This window comes from Methylomonas albis, assembly GCF_014850955.1.
GTDB classification, from domain to species: Bacteria; Pseudomonadota; Gammaproteobacteria; order Methylococcales; family Methylomonadaceae; genus Methylomonas; species Methylomonas albis.
This window is the reverse complement of sequence record NZ_JACXSS010000001.1, coordinates 3,331,301-3,351,198: the sequence shown is the minus strand read 5'-3', so window position 1 is coordinate 3,351,198 and position 19,898 is coordinate 3,331,301. Positions and strand designations below refer to the sequence as shown.

Below are 19,898 nucleotides of genomic sequence, written 5' to 3'. Positions count from 1 at the left end.
TATCTGGTATTTCTATGGTACCTAAGTTGAATACCAAAAAAGAGGAGGTATCATGAAGCGTCAATGCATCATAGCTGGGCTATTACTTTGCGGCTCACCCACACTGCATGCTTATACAACATTCGCCGGCGCAGGCGCTAAAGTAGGGGGGCATTCGTATCCTGATCCATCGCCGTACACGGTATTGCCGTTTGCAGATGGTCAAACCGATTCTCATACCAACGCAGTGTCACACGCTTATGGTTCGGTTTACGATCAAGGGTTCGATGCCAACACCGAATCAGGCTATTCCTATAGAAGACAAGCAATAGCTTCAGCCGACGCTAGTCCAGGCATATTAAAAGCCTACGCCAGTGCCGGATATTTTTTAGATGGCCCACATCCAAATAATTTTGGTGTGGTTGGAGTTGCCAATGCCGAATTCACGGATACTTTCTCTATTTTTTCAGGTAAGTTATTCGTCGACATTAATATCGAATATCACTTAAGCGGCAGCCTTCAGGGATTAGCTAAAGTCAAGGGCGGCTTGAAAATTTCCTCGTACGATGACACGTTTAACATCAACGCGAGCGAGGCATTGGCTTCCCCGCTACAGTTTGATTGCTCATCAAACATTAGCTTATGCACGGGTAAAGCGACAGTGTCAGTACCAGCCAATTGGGATATATCCATTTCCGGCTTTTTGGAAGTCCTTGCTGCAGCCAACACCGATCCCAACACCCATAAATATGGCGATGCGGTCGCCAATTACGGCAATACCGCTCGAATATTTATCAGTCCGGTAGACCCTAGAAATAAGATAGTTAGTAGCAGTGGCTTTGATTATTCCCCGGTGCCACTTCCTGGATCTATTTGGTTATTTGCCAGCGTCATCCTGGGCTTTTTCTGGCGCCCAAGAATGCAATCATCATGTTAACACCCGGCTAAAATTTTTTAACAAACTCAACTACCAGAGGTTTATATGAGTTCATTTCCAATGTTGCTAACATTAAGTGCCGTATTAGCTTATGCGCCAACAGTTGGCGCGTACACCACATCGTTGACCGTCATTGCCAGCGCAAATGCCGCCTACGGTAGTTCATCCTACGATGCGGAATCCAAGGTGTTAGACAACATCGACGGCACTTCATCGTATGCTGTCGATGCACTTTATCAAGTACCGAATGCGGGTGGGCCTGGCAGTTACGTTGAGACATACCGCTCGTCCGCCGGCGGTTTTGTCACTCCCGGCGTAATGAAAGCCAGCGCCAGTGCCAGCGCGACGGCCTATGCCGCGAATGTCGCCAGTGCCAGCAGCAAAGTGTCGTTTGCCGACAGCTTCAAGCTGGTGGGGCCTAGCGGTCGAAATATCGATCTTACCTTGACTTATTTGGTGTCGGGAGCACTGTCAGGTACCGCGGCCGCCAGCGGTACCGTTCAACTAAGTACGGGTGACAGGATCTCTTTTACGGAAAATGGTTATACACCGCGCAGCTTCAGTTGTTCATGGCTGGCGTCGTGTAACGGCGTGGCGACATTTTCGGTGCCGGTGAATACCTTGATTTCGCTGGATGCTTTTCTGGAAGTCGGGGCGGGAGCCACTAGTTATTTCAAACCTACCCTAACCCAATCTTCCGCCAACTTCGGGAACACCGGTTTGGTGTATCTCGGTATATCCGATAGTCGTTATCAGTTGCAGAGCGGTAGCGGCTTTAGCTACGCCGCTGTGCCATTACCTGCCGCGTTTTGGACCTTTGCTACCGGTTTGTGTGCCTTTGGTTTTTCTGCTCAGCGCAAGCGAGTTCAATGCTAAATCAATACCCCATTACTGCTAAACGGGCGCGGCAAAAGTATTCAAAACCGAATCTTCTGCCTTGCTTCCTGTCTGATCGATTGCGGTGCCGCAATCCTGCTTCTGTCTCTTAGTTACTACTAAGTTGTTACAATGCCCGACCAGTTTGAACAAGCGGCTGATAAATCGGCAAGAGAAACATCATTAATGAAAACCAGAGATAGAAGACACGGTGTAGTGTTAGTGCATGCCGGCGAAGGTAAGGGTAAGTCCTCAAGTGCGTTTGGCATGGTGTTCCGCGCCGCCGGTTGGGGTATGAAAGTCTGCGTGATTCAATTTATCAAAGGCCAATGGCAAACCGGCGAGCAACGTGCTGCGACGCGTTTCGAGGAAATAGAATGGCATGCATTGGGCGACGGTTTTACCTGGGATACCCAGAACCCGGAACAGGATATTAAAACCAGTCGGGAGATTTGGGAGTTTGCCAAACAAAAAATTCTTTCCGAAGAATTCGATCTGGTGATCCTCGACGAAATCAATTATTGCTGCGGCTATGGCTGGATAAGTGGTCAGGAAATCGCCGATTTTATTAAAAACCACAAACCGGCCTGGCTGCATCTGGTAATGACCGGTCGCAATGCCGCACCGGAAGTCATTGCTGTTGCCAATACAGTTACCGAAATGACCAGAATCAAACATGCGTTTGAAGGCGGTATCAAGGCGGAACAGGGCGTGGAATTTTAAGCTGAAAAAAAACCGGGCTTCTGGCAGAATTGCCGGTTTTTAATCTAGGCATCAAGACCACTATGCAACAAGCAAAAAAACTTATCGAACAGTACTATCAAGCATTCAACAGCGGCGACATGGATACCTTTCTGAGCTTGTTGACCGAGGATGTGGTGCATGACATTAACCAGGGCGACCGCGAGCAAGGCAAGGCCGCGTTTGCTGAGTTCATGAAAAAAATGAATCACCATTATAAAGAACAGTTGGTGGACATGGTGATTATGGTCAACGAAGACGGTACGCGTGGCGCGGCCGAGTTTGTGGTGTTGGGCGAATACCTGAATACCGACGAAGGTCTTCCTGATGCCAATGGTCAGACTTACCGGTTGCCGGCCGGCGCATTTTTCGACATCCGCGACGGCAAAGTGGCGCGTATTACCAACTATTACAACTTGGGTGACTGGATCGCACAGGTGGATCCGCAGTAAGGCTTTTGTCTGGCGCATTGCCGATACCGGCCAATTGGCATAGAATCCGAAGGGTGACAATTCGGATTCGCCGAAAAAATAACTACAAAACAGAGGAGAGCAACAATGGGTGAAACACAGAAATTGATGATCGCTGTCGTGGGGGTGTTTGTAGCCGGTTTTATCTTGGTGGCCGTCAGCAAAGATCAATCCAACGAGGAGAAAGAAGCCGCCGCGCAAATTCGCACACTGGTAGCCATGCAAGAAATGGCTAACCAAAAATGTCCGAAGTTGATCGAAAACAAAACCGGTACTCAGGTGTATTTCCCGTCCAAAACCGATACCGACAAAACCACCTACGTCAAGATGGAATGGATAGGCGAGAAAGATTCTAATTTCAAAACGGCATCATGCACCTTGCATTTGGCTTTGGGAGGCGTGTCTAAGCTGGTTATCGATGATAAGGTTTTGATTGACAAAAAGTTTTAATCCGAGTCGACGTTTTGCACGATAGCTGGAAACGTCGCTTTGTCTCCAATCGGATCGGTTATCGGTGAAAAACGCCGTTAGCCGATTTGTCAGTGTTTTTCTGAACATCGACGCAGGTGTTGCTGTCGTCATTCGCAAATTACAACGCTAACAGAACTGGCAACAGGGTGAGCCGATCAGTAACCCTATTTAGGGGTAATGAACAACTAATATGTTGTCGTGCTTTACTGGCGCTCACAAAGTCGGCTATGGTCCAGTGCACCAAGCCGGACTATATATTTTAGGGACAGTGAATTTGCCGGGCGAGGATTTATAAGTATCGCCGGATGTTTCAGACTAAATGTACAAGAATAATAATTTACTAGAGGTGAAATGATGGCGGATACGACCATCCAAAAAGGTGTTTTAAAAACCTGGAAAGACGATAGAGGCTTTGGCTTCATTCAGCCGGATAATGGCGATAAAGATATATTTGTACACATATCCTCTTTAAATGGCATGGCCCGCCGTCCTGTGCGCGGTGATGTAATGTTTTATGAAGTTGCCCGCGATACCGGGGGCAAGCTCAAGGCTGTCAATGCCAGAATTGATGGGGTTGAATATCAAGAAAAAGTGGCTAGACCCGGCAAAGTCTGGCTATGGGTGTTGGCGGCTGTACTGGGCTTGATCAGCGCGGCCGTAGCAGCCTATTTTTTATAAGGCGAGAAAATTTCGCCACCGACGGCAGTTTTTACCCATATTTTTAACACAAAGAGTGATACATGGACTGGCTACACTATCTGATCGACATTCTGCTGCACATCGATAAACATTTGGCCAATATCATTAGCGAATACGGTGCGCTGACCTATGCCATCTTGTTTTTGGTGATTTTTGTGGAGACCGGTTTTGTAGTAATGCCGTTTTTGCCTGGGGATTCGCTGTTGTTTGCCGCTGGCGCGTTTGTGGCGATGGACGCTTTCAATCTTCCGGTATTGCTTGGGGTGCTGGGGTTTGCGGCAATATTGGGCGATACCCTTAATTATTGGATAGGCCGCAGCATTGGTCAGCGCGCTTATTCGCTGAGCTGGGTAAACCGTGAGCATCTTGATCGTGCCCAAGCGTTTTACGATACCTACGGTGGCAAAACCATCGTGCTGGCCCGCTTTGTACCGATCGTGCGCACCTTTGCGCCGTTCGTGGCCGGAATAGGCAAAATGCCTTACCGTTATTTCATTTTGTATAACATTGTCGGCGGGGTCGCGTGGGTATTGATCTGCGTGTTTGCCGGCTATTTCTTCGGCAATATTCCGCTGGTCAAGAAAAACTTCGAGTTAGTGGTGCTAGGGATCGTGCTGATTTCGATCTTTCCGATCGTGGTTGAAGTTTGGAAAGCGCGTAAACAAGCCAGGCAATAGGAGTGCAATATGGTACAGATGAGCGATTCGCAAAGATGGTTTGTGCTGACATTTATACTGGCGTTCGGCGGCCTGCTGTATCTGTTGGCGCCGGTGCTGATGCCGTTTGCGTTTGCGGCTATCCTCGCCTACCTTGGTGACCCTGTAGTAGACCGGCTGGAAACCCTGCAATTTCGCGGTTGGCACTTGAATCGGACCATGGCTGTCATGGTGGTTTTTTCCGGCATCATCTTTTCCATAGCCGCGCTGTTGATCGTCGTCATTCCAGCCGTGGAATATCAGATCGGCGAATTCATCGACAAACTGCCGTCTTACCTGAATTGGATTAACAAATCAGTCGTCCCTATCTTACAAAAATATCTGGGCCGTACTATTAGACCCTTGCGGGAAGATCAGTTGCTCAATCTGATCAAGAGCCACTGGCAAGCTGGCGAAGGTGCCGCCGAAAATCTGCTCCAATCGGTTTCGCATTCCGGTGCCGTGGTCGTCGGTTGGGTAATGAATCTGGTGTTGATTCCGGTGATCACTTTTTATCTGCTGCGGGATTGGGATAAATTGATGGCGCAAATTCACGATCTGTTTCCGCGCCGCTTTGCCGCCACGGTCACGAAGCTGGCCAGCGAAGCCGACGATGTGTTGGGTGCCTTCATGCGCGGCCAGTTTTACGTGATGCTGGCGCTAGGCATCATTTATAGCGTCGGCTTGTGGTTGGTCGATCTCGAGTTGGCCTTGGTGATAGGCATGATAGCCGGTTTGGTCAGTTTTGTGCCGTATATGGGCGCTATTACCGGTATCGTTTTCGCCTGCATGGCGGCGCTGCTGCAATTTCAGGATGCGATGCATTTGTTGCCGGTTTTAATGGTTTTTGGGGTGGGGCAGAGCATGGAAGGCATGCTGCTGACGCCCTGGCTGGTGGGGAATAAAATAGGTCTGCACCCAGTAGCGGTGATGTTTGCTGTGCTGGCAGGAGGTCGGCTGTTTGGGTTTTTAGGCGTGTTGTTGGCTTTACCGGTGGCGTCGGTGATTATGGTGCTGCTACGGCATATCCATGAGCGCTATACCTTCAGCGGTTTTTACAGCAACGATTAGCGTTTGCCATGCGTGGAACGGTGGTATTAGGCATGTGGTTGACAGTCTCGACTTTGGTGTTCGCGACTGATAGCCGCCGGGAACAGGATTACGCGACGGACATTCAGCAACAGTTGTCTATGGGGCAGGCGATTTGGTTAAAATCCGCTGGCAAAACCTATCTGGCGCTCTACACTGAGGCGGAAAAGACCGACAATAGTCAGGTTGCCATCATATTGCACGAGATGGGCGAGCATCCCGATGCCAAGCCCTTGATTCATCGCTTGAGAACCACGTTGCCCGTGCATAATTGGGCTACGCTAGCTGTACAAATGCCTGTCAGGGAAAGCGGAGCGCAGTCTGAAGACTATTATCCGCTGTTCGACGAGGCGCGTGAGCGTATTGATGCTGCTGTCGAGCATCTACTGAAAAGCGGTGCGAAGCATATTGCGATTGTCGGCTACGGCATGGGTGCTTTGATGGCGGCGTATCGGCTTGCCGATAAACCCAATGATGTGATGGCGCTGGTATCGATTAGCTTGCCGGTGCCGCAAACTACCGCAGTGCAGGCGCAAAGCCTCGATTTGATTAAAAAAGTGCAATTGCCTTTTTTGGATGTATATGCCGAGTTTGATCTACCGGCAGTGCTCGATAGCGCCCGGCAACGGCGCATGGCCGGCAAGGATAACCCGGTGTATCGGCAGATAAGAATGGATGGCGAGGACCACGGCTATCAACAAGATTACGATTTGCTTGTAAAGCGCGTATATAGTTGGCTGACCACTACGGTCAGCGAAGATTAATAATTATTACAAAGGGTGTAACACATGGTTTTAACCGACGAATTGGTCGCGGAAATTAAATTTTTATCCTTGTTCAATCTGGAGTCCGTACAAGAAGGCGTCAAGGTGCATGGAAATGCTGATCCGGTGTTGATTGATGCGGCTCAACGCCTGTTCGATAAGGGGTTGGTGACCCAGCATGACGGTGGGTATCTGACCGACTTGGGTATAGAAGTGACTGAGCACGCTCAACGGATGTTGACGATATTGAAGACAAACTAAAATCGATTCAAAGGCCTAGCTCGAATAACCATTTCACCGACACGTAAAAAACCAGGCCGATGACCAGACTATAGCCGAGAAATCGGAGGGGTTTGTTCAGATTGTGGCGCAAAAAGCCATGGTATTCGCCTTGGGCCTTCGTTTGCCGATACAGCGCCTGTTGAGCTAGGGCGCGCTGTTGTTGATATTCGTCGAATAATTGTCTGGCGTTATCAAGGTCTTCGCGTTGATAAAGCCAAATAGCCGGCGTGGAAATGCCCCAATTGCCGGGCGACGTTTCATAAAACTCAATATCGTTGTCGGCCAGTAACTGGCGGACATCGTCGGCTTCGTCTGCGGGTACGCCTCTCAGCGAGAAAAATAAAATCGTCATTGCCGGGCTGCTGCATGGTGTTGGGAGTGGCGATTATAAATCAATAAGCTTTCATCGAGAGCTAAGCAGTATCTATCGGATGAATCAGTCGAATCCATTTTCTAAGCCGGCTCAGACCTCGATTGTGTTGCTAGAGGACGATGGGACGAATTCAAATGCGGATAGTTTGCAGGGCGAGTTGCTTGCGCAGGATTTTCGTTGTGCGGCGGCGGCGAGCGCCGATGATGTGATAGCGCGGCTGACAACTGCTTCGGTCGATTTATTGATCATTGCCTGCCGTGAGTGGCCCTGGCAACGGGTAGTCGAGATGCGCGAAGCGGCCGATTCCTATTTACCTATCATACTGATTGCCGATGATTTGACCGACACGCTGCTGGATCATTGCGCTGCGGTTGAGATCGACGCAGTAATTTGTCGACCGGTCAATCATCGTTTATTGCTGTTAAAAATTCGTTCATCCCTAAAACTGGGTGAGTTATATCAGCGAGAGCGTGAGCAAAAAAACCAATTGCTCGACTATTGGCAAACATCCGACCTCGAACATGAGGTGGCGGCGAAACTGTTCAACAATGTCTTAAAAGCCGGTTTTCTAGAAACCGAAGCCGTGAAAGTGGTGATGTCGCCTTTGGCCTTGTTTAACGGTGATTTGGTTTTGGTTGCCAAAACCCCGGAGAATCATTTGCACGTGCTCTTGGGCGATTTTACCGGTCACGGTCTGTCGGCATCGATAGCCGCAACGCCGCTGGCCGATATTTTCTATGGTATGACGCGCAAAGGTTTCGACATTAACGAAATCGTCACCGAGATTAACGCCAAACTGTATCAAATGTTGCCGGTAAACCGTTCTCTAGCGGCCTCGGTGATAGCGCTTTACCCCGAGTCATCGTCGCTGAAAAGCATTACCTGTGGGTTGCCCGAACATTTTTTAGTCAACCATGCCGATAACAGTTTTTTGGCGATACGTTCCTTGAATATTCCGTTGGGTATTCAGGCAACAATTGACATCGAAGAACAGTTGCATCGGGTCAGCGAGAACGACAGTTTGTATCTGCTGACAGATGGCATTTTTGAGGCGGAAAATGCCCAAGGCGAGCTTTTTGGCGGGGAACGTATTCTCAGCGCTATCCGCCAAAGCAAACGCGATGATATTAAGAATCTGCAGGCGAGCCTTGAGGTGCATACGGGCGGTACGGTTCAAAAAGATGACAATAGCTTGGTTATTTTAAGTTGTGCGGTCGATAGCGTGCCCTGGGGACGCAGAGAGGTGCGGCAACCCATGCACAGCATTGCCGCGACGACCTGGAAGCAAATGATGGAGTTTGATATTGATAGTCTGCGGCTTATCAATCCGGTGCCGGTAATGGTCAATACCTTGATGGAGATACAGGGCTTGCAGAATTATCGTCAGGATATCTTCATGATAGTCAGCGAATTGTTCGCGAATGCGCTGGATCACGGATTGCTGGGCTTGGATTCCAGTCTGAAGAGCAGTCCGGAAGGCTTTATGCGTTTTTACGCGCGGAAAGACCAGTGCTTGCAACAACTTAAGCAGGGCAGAATCCGCTTATTGTTTATTCACCAACCGACTGAACAAGGCGGTCGCTTGATCGTTAAAATGCGCGACAGTGGAATGGGCTTTGATTGGCATGCGCGCACTAGCGCACTGGACAGTAATCAGGCCTACTGCGGTCGCGGAATTTCTTTGCTGGAGACTTTATGTAGCAGCCTGGTTTATCACGGCTGCGGAAATCGGGTGACCGCCGTTTTCGATTGGCAGCGTTGATCTATGTGGCTTAACGTTGGCATTTGCTGCAGTAATAGCTGGCGCGTTGACCTATTTTAAGTTGCTGAATCGGCTCCTCGCAGCGCAAGCAGGCTTGCCCACCTCGACCGTACACTTGTAAGGATTGTTTGAAATACCCCGGTTTACCCTCGGCATTGCTAAAGTCGCGCAGGGTCGTGCCGCCTTTATCGATGGCTTGTTGCAACACGGTTTTAATTGCCGCAACCAATGCTTCGCACTCCAGTACAGTCAGTTCCCCGGCGGCACGAACAGGTTTTACGCCTGCTAAAAATAAGGCTTCGCTGGCATAAATATTCCCCACGCCCACCACAACATGGCTGTCCATAATTAATGACTTGATCGGTACGGCGCGGTTTGTCGCGCGCAGCCGCAGATAGGCCGCATCGAATGCTGTCGATAAGGGTTCAGGCCCCAGCGTTGCCAGTAAGGGATGCATCATCGCATCTTCAGTAGTCCATAACGCCGCGCCGAATCGGCGCTGGTCGTTAAAGCGCAATACCGTGTCGTCAGCAAAAATGAAATCTATATGGTCGTGCTTGCGAACGGCTTGCTCGGGCGTGGTGATACGCAAATTCCCCGACATGCCCAAATGCAGGATCAGTGTGCCGCGTTGCGTGGTCAGCAATAAATATTTGCCGCGCCGCTCGACACTGTCCAGGCGCTGGCCGGGTAAATCGCTTGTCAAAGACTCGGGAACCGGCCAACGCAATTGAGGGTGACGCACAATGACGGCTTTAAAGACTTTTCCGGTAATATGCGGAGCTATGCCGCGCCGGCTGGTTTCAACCTCGGGTAATTCCGGCATGTTTGCGTCAGATTTGGGTGAGTAGAAACTTGGCTTCGTCCTGGATTTTTTTACGAAAGAACAATAACTTCCAGCGGCTGCCGCCGCATTGCCGCCACAACAAGGTGGCGCGAATCCCCGCCAACAGCAGAGCACGAATTTTATTCACGGTAATTTGATTGCCCAGATATTGCTGATCGCCCTGCACCATGATGCGAGGTTGTAGCGTGCTGATGGTGCTGTGATATACATCGGCCAGATTGGCCAGTACATTTTCATGCAATATGCCGAAATGTTCGACTTGAGCCTGCGCCTTGCTGACGCCGGCCTGTATGGTTTTTTGCATATCAGGCTTCGAAATCAGTTGTTTTTGCAAATAGACGATCTGCGCGGCATAACGGGCTTGCTCCGGACTGGCCAGGACTCGGCTGCCGAGTTGGGTGGTGAGCTGTTGTAAGCCGTGTTCGACGCCGATCAAGCCGCCATAGACATCGGCCACGCTATCGGCGTCTATTTTCAACAGACTGGCGATACTGGCTTCCAGCGCGGCACTTTGACAATTGCCGGTGCCGGCAAGTTGGTGTACCAGTGAGCAAGCCTGGGCGATGCCGGCCAGCGCGATGGTTTGGTTGCTGAGCGTATTGAGGGACATATTACTTACAGGCAGTGGTCAAACAATCGGCTTTAACCGGGTGGCCGTCTTTGATCCACGACTGGATACCGTTGGACAAATGATAGACATTTTTCATGCCCAACTGCTCGGTAAGGATTTGGCCGATCTTGCCGCTACGATTCCCGGAACGGCAGACCAAAATAACCGGTTGGTCGGGCGACGATTTCAGTTTTTCCAGGTCGGCCAGCCATTTTTCCTGGTCAAAGCGGCCGTTGCTGTCAAAGGATTCCAGTTTTTGGCTGTTGGCGATGACGCCGGTGGATTGCCATTCCGGCGCGGTACGCACATCCACGACCAGCGCATTGTTGTTTTGCTGCATGCTTAGCAGTTGTTCCGCCGTTATTTTGCCGAGTTCGGTGGCGTAAAGCGGGGTGGCGAACAGACAGGCTAGCCAGAATAAAGTCAATCTCAGTGTCATGGTGATGTCGGTATTTTGGGTAAATGGCTCAAGCGGCCAAGAAAGGTAAAATGCGGGTCGCCCACCAATCTATGCTCTCCAGATAAATATTGGCGATGCGCTCGGGACTAATGTCGCGAAAGGTGGTAAGTCCGGGCTCCCAACGCTCGTAGGCGATGCAGAATTGTAACGCTTCCCCGGCCTTGCCGCGATAATTCAAAACCGCGTTGTCAATATCTTCCGCCAGCGGCAATTGTTCCATTACTTTGGTTACCGGCATGTCGAGCAGACTGTCCAGTCCGGAAAGCATGCCAATCAAAAAATAATGTTCCTGATCATCTTTAATTTCGCGCGCGATCAGTTCGCACATCTTGGCGCGGATCAACACGTTCTGCAGTACCGACGGTGGTTTTTCCGACATGGACGATAAGGTCAGAATGTTGACCCAGCGTTTGATCTCGATCAGCCCTAAACAGGCTATCGCATGCTGAATGGACTCAACCTTTTGCGGCAAGCCGAAGAACGCCGAATTTAAATAGTGCAGCAATTTAAAACTCATGCCGACGTCTTGCGAGATAATCTTGCCGATTTCCGCAAAGCTGGCATCTGCTTTATTAACGGTAGACAGCAATTGAATGGCGGCGGTTTGGCTGACGCCTAGCCGCTTGCCTTCCACAATGTTGGGTTTGCTGAAGAAAAACCCTTGAAACAGCTCGCAGCCCCATTCGCGTAAGGTTTCAAATTCCTGATGCGTTTCAACTTTTTCCGCCAGCAATTTGAGCTTATAAGGTTTTAGCTGTTCAATCAGGTGTCGGGTGCCCTCCAGGCCGTCGGCCATCACATCCAGTTTGATGATGTCGGCAAACTCCAGTAAGGGCAGCCACTCGGGCGATAATACGAAATCGTCCAGCGCGATGGTATAACCGAGTTGGGATAATTCTTTCAGATTGGCGACGATGTTGTCATCGATGGCAACGCTTTCCAACACTTCAATGACGATGCGCTCTTTTGGGAGATGCAGTGGTGTTTTGTCGAGTATGTTTTGTGTGGTGAAATTAATGAAGGCTTTGTGGGGGCCGACCAGTTCGTTCAGGCCGATTTCCAACAGCGTATCGGTGATGACTTGATTAGTGGCGTTGGCGGCACCATCTTTCAAACTCAGGTCGAAATCCTTGCCTCTGAATAAAATCTCGTAGGCGAAAGTGTCGAGATGGCGGTCCAGAATTTGCTGTCTGCCAATCAGAAAATCTGTCATTTATTTACGGGCTCCCGATCATTGCACTATCATGCGAATAGGTCGCGCCTTATACCATGTTCAAACAGTTTAAGTCGAGAATGGCGGCCCAGTCTTAATTTGAATCATAAGGAGATAAATATGTCCGAATCAGCGTCATTAACAGTAAGTGGTATGAAATGTGGTGGCTGTGAAAACAGCATCGTCAGCAAAGTATCGGCTATCGCCGGCGTGGTAACGGTAAAGGCATCGCATCAGGACAAACGGGTCGATGTTGAATTCGACCCGGCGCAAACCGATCTGGATGAAATCGAAGACGTTATCAGCGACGCCGGTTTCAAGGTCGAATAAAGCCCGCATCAGCGGCTGGCAGCTTTTGGGCGCGGATCAACACGGTATTGCTCGGGAATCCTCATCATGACTTTAGATCAATCGACTAATCAGCAACAGGAAATACGCCTTTCCATACTCGGCATGCGTTGCGCCGGTTGTGTCAGTGCGGTGGAAACCGCATTGCAATCGGTGCCGGGGGTTGCGTCCGTAGCCGTCAATTTTGCCGATCATTCCGCTACTGTCGGCGGCAATCCGGACCATCAAGCCATGAAGCAGGCCTTAAAGTCCGCTGGGTACGATGCGGCGGTGATGGAAGGCTTGGAAGACCCTGGCGAAGAGGAAAAGCAGGAAGAAGAGCGTTATCGCGATTTACTCCGCAAGGCCGGCGTGGCGGGTGCATTGGGTATACCCCTAATGCTAGGTGCGCATCTGGATTTGTTTCCGGCGATGGGCAGTGCAGCCGGCACGGTGTTTTGGTCCGAGGTGGCTTTGTTGACGCTGGCTGTCATGTTTTATTCCGGCGGGCATTTTTTTCATAGCGCGCTGAAATTGCTGCTGGTCAAGCAGGCCAATATGGACACCCTGATCGCGCTGGGTACCGGTTCGGCCTGGTTGTATTCCTGTATTGTCATTGATTATTCCAGTCAGCTCCCTTCGCTTTCCGCACACGCTTACTTTGAAGCCTCAGCGGTGATTTTGGCGTTCATTAATCTGGGCAGTGCCTTAGAAACGCGCGCGCGGGGCAAAACCTCGGCGGCGATACGGGCGCTGATCGGACTGCAACCCCGTACTGCTCGCGTGGTGCGTGAGGGCCAAGAGATCGACATTCCTATCGAGAAAGTCGGGCTCGGTGAGACCTTGCGGGTTAGACCAGGTGAAAAAATTGCCGTGGACGGCGTGGTGTTGGAAGGGCACTCGACTCTCGACGAATCGATGCTGACCGGCGAATCGATGCCGGTAGAGAAAGTGGAAGGTGCCAGCGTCGCCGCCGGCACCATCAATCAGCAAGGCAGTTTTTTATTCAGTGCGACTCGCATCGGTCGTGATACCGCCTTGGCGCAGATTATTCAAAGCGTGCGGCAAGCGCAGAACAGCAAGCCGGCCATCGCCAAGCTGGCTGATAAGATTTCGGCGGTATTTGTGCCGACTGTAGTGATTATTTCCGTGCTGACTTTTTTGATTTGGCTAAGCATAGGCCCCGATCCGGCCATGGGTTATGCGTTTGTCACCTCGATGACGGTATTAGTGATTGCTTGTCCATGTGCGCTAGGTTTGGCGACGCCGATTTCGGTGATGGTCGCGGTCGGCCGCGCCGCGCAAATGGGTATATTGATACGCAAGGGCGAAGCCTTGCAAAGTGCCGGCAAGCTGACTTGCCTGATCTTGGATAAGACCGGCACGGTAACCGCCGGTAAACCCAGTCTGGCTGAAGTGAGCGCTTTTGGCGATTACGACGAAGCTCAGGTGTTGCAGTATGCAGCCAGTCTGGAATCGGGTTCCGAACATCCCTTGGCCGCGGCGATACTGACTGCTGCCGAGCAAAAGCAGCTTAAGTTGGACAAGGTCAGAAAATTCCAGGCAGTGGCCGGCCACGGTATCGTCGGCCGCATTGCAGATCGGCAATGCTTGTTCGGTAATGCCGCGTTGCTGGCGGAATATGGCGTCGACGATAGCAGTCATCGCGATAAAATGGCCGAATTGGCGGCAAAAGGCCAGACGCCGATGTTTTTGGCGGTAGAAGACGCGGTGGTTGGTATTGTTTCGGTGGCTGACCCGATTAAACCCGATTCTGCCGCTGCGGTACGGCAATTACGGCAGCGCGGTATTCGCGTGCTGATGATGACCGGCGACAACGAAATCACCGCGCGCGCCATCGCGGCACAAGCCGGGATAAGTGAGGTGCGGGCGCAAGTGTTGCCGGAAGATAAAGCGGCTGTGGTCAAGGCCTTGCAACAGCAAGGCGAAATTGTCGGCATGGTCGGCGACGGTATCAACGATGCGCCGGCTCTGGCGCAAGCCGATGTCGGCTTTGCGATTGGTACCGGCACCGACGTGGCTATCGAAAGCGCCGACATTGTGTTGCTGCAAGGCTCCTTATTGAAGGTGTCCGAAGCGATGGCGCTGTCTAAGTTGACGGTGGCCAATATCAAGCAAAACTTGTTGGGTGCGTTTTTCTACAATACCATCGGTATTCCGGTGGCGGCCGGTTTGCTTTATCCGCTGTTTGGCATATTACTGAATCCGATGATTGCCGGTGCGGCGATGGCCATGTCATCGGTAACGGTGGTCAGCAATGCCAACCGTTTGCGCTGGATTAAGCTGGGTGTTTAGTAGGAGCGAAGAATGAATAGCGTACCTAAATTGTCAGTACAAACCTTCAGTGTCGCCGACTATACGGGATGGCCGGACGACGAGCGCTGGGAGTTAATAGACGGTGTTCCTTACAATATGAGCCCCGCGCCCAGTATCAAGCACCAAAATGTGGTGATGACTATTGCCGCGAAGTTAAAAGCCGAGTTGAAAGGTAAGCCCTGCAAACCTTTCATAGCACCCGTGGACGTCATTCTCTCCGAGTATGACGTCGTGCAACCGGATTTACTAGTGGTCTGCAACCCGGAAAAAATCGGCGAAAAAGCCATACACGGTGCGCCGGACTTGGTGGTAGAGGTTTTATCCCCCAGTACGGCGTTGAAGGATATGCGTGAAAAGAAAGCGCTCTACGAGCGTGCCGGCGTGAGGGAATATGTGGTGATCGACCCGTTGGAAAATTATGTGCAACGTTTTTTTCTGGGCGCGGACGGCCGCTATGCCAATGCCGACGTTTTTGGGGTTGAGGAAGATTTGCCCCTGTTGAGTTTGCCGGAGTTGATTCTGCCCTTGGCGGAGGTATTTGAGTTGTAACGCGCCATTGGCTTGCAGCCAAACCGAATAGCGCGCTGGGTTGCTTACAGTTTGAACTGGGAAATCGTGGTATGCAAATTACCGGCGATTTCTTGCAAATGATGCGCTTCCTGCGCGGTTTGCTCCGCGTCCATCGAATTGTTGATGGTGACGTCATTAATCGAGTTGATGTTTTGATTAATGTGCTCGACCACGATTTTTTGTTCTTTCACCGCATTGGAAATATGCGTGTTCATATCCGAAATTTGCGCCACCATGTTCGAGATATTATCCAGCAACTCACCGGTGCTTTCGATGACCTCAACGGTCTCCTTGGCTTGGTTTTGGCTTTCCGACATGGCTTTTACTGCTTCCCGCGAGCCTTGCTGCAAGCGTTCAATCATCGCTTGGATTTCATGCGTGGAATCCTGAGTCCGGCTAGCCAGCGTGCGCACCTCGTCCGCCACCACCGCAAAACCGCGGCCTTGTTCGCCGGCTCTGGCTGCCTCTATGGCAGCATTTAGCGCCAACAGATTGGTTTGGTCGGCGATGCCCTGAATCACGTCAAGTACCGAGCTGACGTTCACGCAATTTTGTTCGACATTGCCGATCACCGTGCTGGCTCTATCGATGTTGTTCGACAGCGCATGAATCGACTGAACCGTTTTAGTTACCACCGCCTTGCCGTTGTTGGCCGCCACGCTGCTCTTCTGAGCGGTTTGCGCGGCGTTGGAGGTGTTGCTCGAGACTTCGGCGACGGTGGCCGATAGTTCGGTGACCGTCGCCGCAACCTGATCGGTACCCATTTGTTGCTTCAGAATATCCTGCTGTACCCGTTCGGACATTTCACTCAAGCGGTTCGAGGCGGTGTTTAACTGATCGGACTCCGTCGCCACTTGCCGCATCAAGCTGTGTAGCACACTGAGAAAGTCATTGAACTGGGTAACGATAAGGCCTACTTCGTCATTGCCTTCGTGCGGAATGCGTCGGGTCAAATCGCCGCCGCCCTGTCTTAGCAGATATAGTGACTTTTGCAGCGCGGTCAATGGCGGTTCTATTTTGAAATAGAGCATGACCAAACAAGCAACCACAAATAACAATAATACGATAGAAAAAGCGATTCGAGATACGCTGTAATCGTGCAAAGACGAACTCAATTGTTGCTTGGCCTGTGCTAATTCCCGGTCCAATTGTTCGGTAAGTGTCGCTAATTCGGTGGCGAGCCGTTCTGCCGTGTCGTCTAGCCCTGTGCCAGGCGCTTTCATAGTGACGGTGCCAGCTTCGGTACCCAATTTAATATAATCCCAGGCCATTTTTACACCGGCATCGTGCATTGCGTGAATTTGCCGCTTCAATGTTTCGATTTGAGGTTGCAATTCCGGGTGAGCTTGCGCCGCTTGGTCGAGATTAACAAATGCGGCGTCCAGGTTTGCTTTTGCCTCTGCAAATCCCCCGTCATCGTGAGTGGCGCCAACATCGGTAAGAAATTGCTGAATCTGCACAACATGAAAACGGACATGGGATAAATAGTCAGAGGTGTTTTGTTTCTGTGTAGCCTCCCGGAGGTTTTCGTCTATGGATTGAAAGGCGTGCCATAGTGAAAAGACGAACACTAGGTTGGCGAGGGCCAAGGCCGACGCAATTAAGATCAGCGAAGATTTGATCGAGGTATTTTTAAGCATGAAGATTATTTGTCTAGTTTTTCTAAATCAGTTACCAACGCTGCCATGGAAGCAACGGCATGGTGTTGGGTTTCCGATAGTGCATCGCCGTTGTTTAAGGCGTACAGGCCGATCTGTCGGTTGAGGTCGGCAATTAAACGGGCACGATGCTCCCGGCGGCTGCGTAGTTTGGCAACCATGTTCGAGAAGGATTGAGCTAAATCTTGTAGCTGATCGTGTTCTCGTAGATGAGTCACGGTATCAAGCTTGCCGTCGCCGACTTCTTGGCACAAGGTTTCGAAGCGGTATAGGGGGCCGGCAATTTTATGCGAGGCATAAAGCACCGTGCCGATGGCGATGCCGCCGGCCGCCAGAATTGCCACTAAATTGCCGATTAAAATCGATACGCCCAGTCGATCTGCGGCATTGACGATATTGACATGCGCGGATTGCGACTGTGCTTGCAGGTCGCCGCCGGTCATCCAGTAAATCAGTAAAGCTGAACACAAGCCGGACAATAAAATCAGTGCGAAGGCACCGAGAATAAAACGGCCTTGAAAGTCCTTTTTGATAAAAATTTGGCGACGTTTGGTAACGGTATTGTTCATTGGCAGGAACCCTAGTTGGTGTTATGACAAGTTAAACAGAGCTCGCCGTCGCTGTTATTACGGCGTAACAAGAAGCTTTTTTTCAGCCTTTCGGCATTCATCAGTTTATCCATGAAGCTGTGGCTGGCTTGCGGACGATCACTATCCAGTTTGCCATGGGTATAGTGGCAGGTTAGACAGGTGATGTCGTTGTCTTCGTTTAGCGGCAAGTCGGCCGGTACTGGAAAGTCGATATTCAAGCCTACTTTGTGGCCTTGGTTGGGGTTGTGGCACGAAGAGCACATGGCCACGCCGTCCTTACTGAACGTGGCTTGATCGGCTGTTATATTTTTGCTTTGCAAAATCCCCTCGTCTTTTAGTTGCGGCGTTGCAGTGTGGCAATTGGTACACCCGCTCTGCGATGATTGTTTGGAAATAAGGTGTGGATTGTCGTCGGCGGTATGCGCGCCGCTGACGAACAGCAGTAAAAGTGCGCCGGTGCCGCCGGCCAATAAGCATTTGTATAGAAGCTTGTTCATGGTTAGAAAGACATGACGATTTGGGCTATGCCCATTTTTTTGTCGAAGTATCGTTCTGCGATCCAAGTACCCAAGGCGTCGTTGTATTCAAATTTGATTCGCACATGGTCGCTGAACTTGTAGTTGAATCCCAGGCTTAACATTGAAATATCGTTAATTGCGACGGTGCTGCCGTCAAAATCCAAGCCTAACTTTTGGCTGGGTTGCCAACTACTGTAGCGGACAAATGCCTGAATAGGTTGTTTGATTAAGTTTTCCAGGTCTGCTGTCAGGGTCGAGTGATAACCGAGTTGATGGCCTTTGCCAAAAGGCGTGTTAGCGTCGGAAAAGTCCGGCACTATATTTCCATTTGCGTCGAGAAAAACTGCCTGATGCGACTGCAGCAGCATAACCTCGTTATACAACCTTAGCATGCCATAGCCTATACTAAAATCGGCCCCGTAAACGGTGTTTCGGATGTTGTTGTTACGATCCAGCTCGCTAAGGTGTGAGATACCAAACTCTATACCTTCCGGATTGCTGTTATGGATCTTGTAGGCATTCTGACCAATCGCCATGCCCAGGCGGCCACCGATTGCGTGGCCATCATCTGCGTACATTGCATCGGTCCAGAAAGCGGAGTAGTTAAACATCCCGAATGAGCCGTATGAACGTACGCCGTCGCCATTGAAGCCACCCAACTGTATTCTGGAGGTGGTTAACGGTGCGGTAATTGTGACCCGGTCTTTGTTAGCGAAGTATTGATAGTCGCTGCCAAAGGGTAAATCGAAGCGGCCAGCCTGAATATGTAAGCCTTGGTTATTGAAAATTCTGCCGCGTGGCGGGATACGGTCGTTATAAAGATGGTAATCGACCAAAGCAACCGCAAAGCCTGCTGCCGTCCCGCCTCCGCTGAGGCCCCCTGGTCCGCTATTTCCGCACGTAACAGCGACGGGAGCGGCATAATCGGTGTTGGAAGAATTGCCGCATAATACTAAGGCCGTGCTGGCACCGAAATGATCGTCATGTACATAGTCTAAATCCAGTTCCACCGAGCCTACGCTAAACGTCTGGTCTGTAGAATTGCTGGTTTTAGCATTGACATCGAAAAAACCGCTAATTTGTAGGCCATCAGCTTCAGCAGCTTCTTTTAAGTCATTAATTTTTTTGTCCAAGGCTTTCAATTTATTATCGAATGTCGGCTCAGGCTTACTATTGTTAGCAGTTTTTAGCGGTGCTGGTGTCTGTGCGCCTGCGGAGCTAACTGCTGGGGTTGGTGCTGCCGCGACAGCACCGCTTCGCTCCTGCTCCAGTTGCTTGATGCGGGCTTCCAGTTGCTCGATTTTCTGGTCTTTTTCCTTCAGCACGCCTTGCACAATTTGCCGAATATGCTCGTCTTCCGCAGCCGTTGCATGGCTGTCGGTCTGTGCTGCCAGGCTAAGCAGGGCGATAGCTAGTAGCTGGTTTCTAGGTTGCATGTCTGTCTCTTGGTGTAAGCGTAGGACTACGTTATGTTCGGAATCAGTGTAATGAAGCAAGACTAGTCCCTTTTGTTGGCATTACAAGTTGCTCAGTTTTACGCTGTAAATTCAAGAATCAGCTTGCGAATGATGGTGCGGCTTATTCAACAAAGATTCTAATGTTACAATGAGCGGTTTTACGCCCGGCGCGC

Annotated in this window: 23 protein-coding genes; 14 read left to right on the top strand and 9 right to left on the bottom strand. The window is 50.7% G+C overall.

Annotated features, from left to right (window positions below; all coding sequences use genetic code 11):
- Positions 1–52 precede the first annotated feature (52 nt).
- The 10 genes from EBA_RS15415 (at position 53) to EBA_RS15370 (ending at position 6,982) form a co-directional block, all read left to right on the top strand.
- On the top strand, positions 53–916 hold the full coding sequence (locus EBA_RS15415; RefSeq protein WP_192375529.1) for a hypothetical protein: 864 nt from the start codon (positions 53–55) through the stop codon (positions 914–916).
- 45 nt (positions 917–961) lie between these two features.
- Positions 962–1,792, top strand: coding sequence for a hypothetical protein (locus tag EBA_RS15410; RefSeq protein ID WP_192375528.1), 831 nt, complete (start codon positions 962–964; stop codon positions 1,790–1,792).
- A gap of 132 nt (positions 1,793–1,924) precedes the next feature.
- Positions 1,925–2,515 (top strand): cob(I)yrinic acid a,c-diamide adenosyltransferase, encoded by a 591-nt coding sequence (cobO, locus tag EBA_RS15405; RefSeq protein ID WP_192375527.1) that lies wholly within the window; start codon positions 1,925–1,927, stop codon positions 2,513–2,515.
- Between the two features lie 62 nt (positions 2,516–2,577).
- Positions 2,578–2,985 (top strand): ketosteroid isomerase-related protein, encoded by a 408-nt coding sequence (locus EBA_RS15400; RefSeq protein ID WP_192375526.1) that lies wholly within the window; start codon positions 2,578–2,580, stop codon positions 2,983–2,985.
- Between the two features lie 105 nt (positions 2,986–3,090).
- Positions 3,091–3,453 carry a hypothetical protein gene (locus tag EBA_RS15395; protein WP_192375525.1) on the top strand — a complete coding sequence of 121 codons (363 nt, stop codon included), beginning with the start codon at positions 3,091–3,093 and terminating at the stop codon, positions 3,451–3,453.
- 375 nt (positions 3,454–3,828) lie between these two features.
- A complete protein-coding gene (locus tag EBA_RS15390) occupies positions 3,829–4,152 on the top strand; it encodes a cold shock domain-containing protein (RefSeq protein ID WP_192375524.1) in 324 nt (107 codons plus the stop codon).
- A 62-nt stretch (positions 4,153–4,214) separates the two neighbouring features.
- Positions 4,215–4,850, top strand: coding sequence for a DedA family protein (locus EBA_RS15385; RefSeq protein WP_192375523.1), 636 nt, complete (start codon positions 4,215–4,217; stop codon positions 4,848–4,850).
- A gap of 9 nt (positions 4,851–4,859) precedes the next feature.
- Positions 4,860–5,939 (top strand): AI-2E family transporter, encoded by a 1,080-nt coding sequence (locus EBA_RS15380; RefSeq protein ID WP_225616328.1) that lies wholly within the window; start codon positions 4,860–4,862, stop codon positions 5,937–5,939.
- 8 nt (positions 5,940–5,947) lie between these two features.
- Positions 5,948–6,721 carry a DUF3530 family protein gene (locus EBA_RS15375; RefSeq protein ID WP_192375522.1) on the top strand — a complete coding sequence of 258 codons (774 nt, stop codon included), beginning with the start codon at positions 5,948–5,950 and terminating at the stop codon, positions 6,719–6,721.
- A 24-nt stretch (positions 6,722–6,745) separates the two neighbouring features.
- Positions 6,746–6,982, top strand: a complete 237-nt coding sequence (locus tag EBA_RS15370) for a TIGR02647 family protein (protein WP_192375521.1) — start codon at positions 6,746–6,748, stop codon at positions 6,980–6,982.
- 7 nt (positions 6,983–6,989) lie between these two features.
- Here EBA_RS15370 and EBA_RS15365 read toward each other — a convergent pair whose 3' ends face one another.
- Complete coding sequence (locus EBA_RS15365; protein ID WP_192375520.1) at positions 6,990–7,355, bottom strand: DUF6164 family protein; 366 nt, start codon at positions 7,353–7,355, stop codon at positions 6,990–6,992.
- A 79-nt stretch (positions 7,356–7,434) separates the two neighbouring features.
- On the opposite strand from EBA_RS15365, the gene EBA_RS15360 reads away from it, so the two are divergent.
- Positions 7,435–9,138 (top strand): ATP-binding SpoIIE family protein phosphatase, encoded by a 1,704-nt coding sequence (locus EBA_RS15360; RefSeq protein ID WP_192375519.1) that lies wholly within the window; start codon positions 7,435–7,437, stop codon positions 9,136–9,138.
- A gap of 10 nt (positions 9,139–9,148) precedes the next feature.
- On the opposite strand, the gene mutM is transcribed toward EBA_RS15360, so the two are convergent.
- The 4 genes from mutM to EBA_RS15340 are packed head-to-tail and all read right to left on the bottom strand — an operon-like array spanning position 9,149 to position 12,268.
- Positions 9,149–9,964: a bifunctional DNA-formamidopyrimidine glycosylase/DNA-(apurinic or apyrimidinic site) lyase gene (gene mutM, locus EBA_RS15355; protein ID WP_192375518.1), complete on the bottom strand. Its 816-nt coding sequence runs from the start codon at positions 9,962–9,964 to the stop codon at positions 9,149–9,151.
- Positions 9,965–9,971: 7 nt separating this feature from the next.
- Complete coding sequence (gene hflD / locus EBA_RS15350; RefSeq protein ID WP_192375517.1) at positions 9,972–10,595, bottom strand: high frequency lysogenization protein HflD; 624 nt, start codon at positions 10,593–10,595, stop codon at positions 9,972–9,974.
- A gap of 1 nt (position 10,596) precedes the next feature.
- Positions 10,597–11,034, bottom strand: a complete 438-nt coding sequence (locus EBA_RS15345) for a rhodanese-like domain-containing protein (RefSeq protein WP_192375516.1) — start codon at positions 11,032–11,034, stop codon at positions 10,597–10,599.
- Between the two features lie 28 nt (positions 11,035–11,062).
- On the bottom strand, positions 11,063–12,268 hold the full coding sequence (locus EBA_RS15340) for an EAL and HDOD domain-containing protein (protein WP_192375515.1): 1,206 nt from the start codon (positions 12,266–12,268) through the stop codon (positions 11,063–11,065).
- A gap of 120 nt (positions 12,269–12,388) precedes the next feature.
- On the opposite strand from EBA_RS15340, the gene EBA_RS15335 reads away from it, so the two are divergent.
- The 3 genes from EBA_RS15335 to EBA_RS15325 all read left to right on the top strand — a co-directional run bounded on the left by EBA_RS15335 (position 12,389) and on the right by EBA_RS15325 (position 15,481).
- Positions 12,389–12,598: a heavy-metal-associated domain-containing protein gene (locus tag EBA_RS15335; RefSeq protein WP_192375514.1), complete on the top strand. Its 210-nt coding sequence runs from the start codon at positions 12,389–12,391 to the stop codon at positions 12,596–12,598.
- A gap of 66 nt (positions 12,599–12,664) precedes the next feature.
- A complete protein-coding gene (locus EBA_RS15330; protein ID WP_192375513.1) occupies positions 12,665–14,911 on the top strand; it encodes a heavy metal translocating P-type ATPase in 2,247 nt (748 codons plus the stop codon).
- A gap of 12 nt (positions 14,912–14,923) precedes the next feature.
- On the top strand, positions 14,924–15,481 hold the full coding sequence (locus tag EBA_RS15325) for a Uma2 family endonuclease (protein ID WP_192375512.1): 558 nt from the start codon (positions 14,924–14,926) through the stop codon (positions 15,479–15,481).
- 44 nt (positions 15,482–15,525) lie between these two features.
- Here EBA_RS15325 and EBA_RS15320 read toward each other — a convergent pair whose 3' ends face one another.
- The 4 genes from EBA_RS15320 to EBA_RS15305 are packed head-to-tail and all read right to left on the bottom strand — an operon-like array spanning position 15,526 to position 19,704.
- Positions 15,526–17,142 carry a methyl-accepting chemotaxis protein gene (locus tag EBA_RS15320; protein ID WP_192375511.1) on the bottom strand — a complete coding sequence of 539 codons (1,617 nt, stop codon included), beginning with the start codon at positions 17,140–17,142 and terminating at the stop codon, positions 15,526–15,528.
- 5 nt (positions 17,143–17,147) lie between these two features.
- On the bottom strand, positions 17,148–17,729 hold the full coding sequence (locus EBA_RS15315) for a hypothetical protein (RefSeq protein WP_192375510.1): 582 nt from the start codon (positions 17,727–17,729) through the stop codon (positions 17,148–17,150).
- Between the two features lie 11 nt (positions 17,730–17,740).
- Entirely contained in the window at positions 17,741–18,247 is a 507-nt protein-coding gene (locus EBA_RS15310; RefSeq protein WP_192375509.1) for a cytochrome c3 family protein, read from the bottom strand.
- 2 nt (positions 18,248–18,249) lie between these two features.
- Positions 18,250–19,704, bottom strand: coding sequence for a hypothetical protein (locus EBA_RS15305; protein ID WP_192375508.1), 1,455 nt, complete (start codon positions 19,702–19,704; stop codon positions 18,250–18,252).
- Positions 19,705–19,898 lie beyond the last annotated feature (194 nt).

Coding starts and splice junctions, on each gene's coding strand:
- EBA_RS15370 (WP_192375521.1), top strand. CDS start 6,746: ATGGTTTTAACCGACGAATTGGTCGCGGAAATTAAATTTTTATCCTTG.
- EBA_RS15395 (WP_192375525.1), top strand. CDS start 3,091: ATGGGTGAAACACAGAAATTGATGATCGCTGTCGTGGGGGTGTTTGTA.
- EBA_RS15320 (WP_192375511.1), bottom strand. CDS start 17,142: ATGCTTAAAAATACCTCGATCAAATCTTCGCTGATCTTAATTGCGTCG.
- EBA_RS15335 (WP_192375514.1), top strand. CDS start 12,389: ATGTCCGAATCAGCGTCATTAACAGTAAGTGGTATGAAATGTGGTGGC.
- mutM (WP_192375518.1), bottom strand. CDS start 9,964: ATGCCGGAATTACCCGAGGTTGAAACCAGCCGGCGCGGCATAGCTCCG.
- EBA_RS15385 (WP_192375523.1), top strand. CDS start 4,215: ATGGACTGGCTACACTATCTGATCGACATTCTGCTGCACATCGATAAA.
- EBA_RS15360 (WP_192375519.1), top strand. CDS start 7,435: ATGAATCAGTCGAATCCATTTTCTAAGCCGGCTCAGACCTCGATTGTG.
- EBA_RS15380 (WP_225616328.1), top strand. CDS start 4,860: ATGGTACAGATGAGCGATTCGCAAAGATGGTTTGTGCTGACATTTATA.
- EBA_RS15415 (WP_192375529.1), top strand. CDS start 53: ATGAAGCGTCAATGCATCATAGCTGGGCTATTACTTTGCGGCTCACCC.
- cobO (WP_192375527.1), top strand. CDS start 1,925: ATGCCCGACCAGTTTGAACAAGCGGCTGATAAATCGGCAAGAGAAACA.
- EBA_RS15325 (WP_192375512.1), top strand. CDS start 14,924: ATGAATAGCGTACCTAAATTGTCAGTACAAACCTTCAGTGTCGCCGAC.
- EBA_RS15345 (WP_192375516.1), bottom strand. CDS start 11,034: ATGACACTGAGATTGACTTTATTCTGGCTAGCCTGTCTGTTCGCCACC.
- EBA_RS15340 (WP_192375515.1), bottom strand. CDS start 12,268: ATGACAGATTTTCTGATTGGCAGACAGCAAATTCTGGACCGCCATCTC.
- EBA_RS15400 (WP_192375526.1), top strand. CDS start 2,578: ATGCAACAAGCAAAAAAACTTATCGAACAGTACTATCAAGCATTCAAC.
- EBA_RS15365 (WP_192375520.1), bottom strand. CDS start 7,355: ATGACGATTTTATTTTTCTCGCTGAGAGGCGTACCCGCAGACGAAGCC.
- EBA_RS15330 (WP_192375513.1), top strand. CDS start 12,665: ATGACTTTAGATCAATCGACTAATCAGCAACAGGAAATACGCCTTTCC.
- hflD (WP_192375517.1), bottom strand. CDS start 10,595: ATGTCCCTCAATACGCTCAGCAACCAAACCATCGCGCTGGCCGGCATC.
- EBA_RS15310 (WP_192375509.1), bottom strand. CDS start 18,247: ATGAACAAGCTTCTATACAAATGCTTATTGGCCGGCGGCACCGGCGCA.
- EBA_RS15410 (WP_192375528.1), top strand. CDS start 962: ATGAGTTCATTTCCAATGTTGCTAACATTAAGTGCCGTATTAGCTTAT.
- EBA_RS15305 (WP_192375508.1), bottom strand. CDS start 19,704: ATGCAACCTAGAAACCAGCTACTAGCTATCGCCCTGCTTAGCCTGGCA.
- EBA_RS15390 (WP_192375524.1), top strand. CDS start 3,829: ATGGCGGATACGACCATCCAAAAAGGTGTTTTAAAAACCTGGAAAGAC.
- EBA_RS15375 (WP_192375522.1), top strand. CDS start 5,948: ATGCGTGGAACGGTGGTATTAGGCATGTGGTTGACAGTCTCGACTTTG.
- EBA_RS15315 (WP_192375510.1), bottom strand. CDS start 17,729: ATGAACAATACCGTTACCAAACGTCGCCAAATTTTTATCAAAAAGGAC.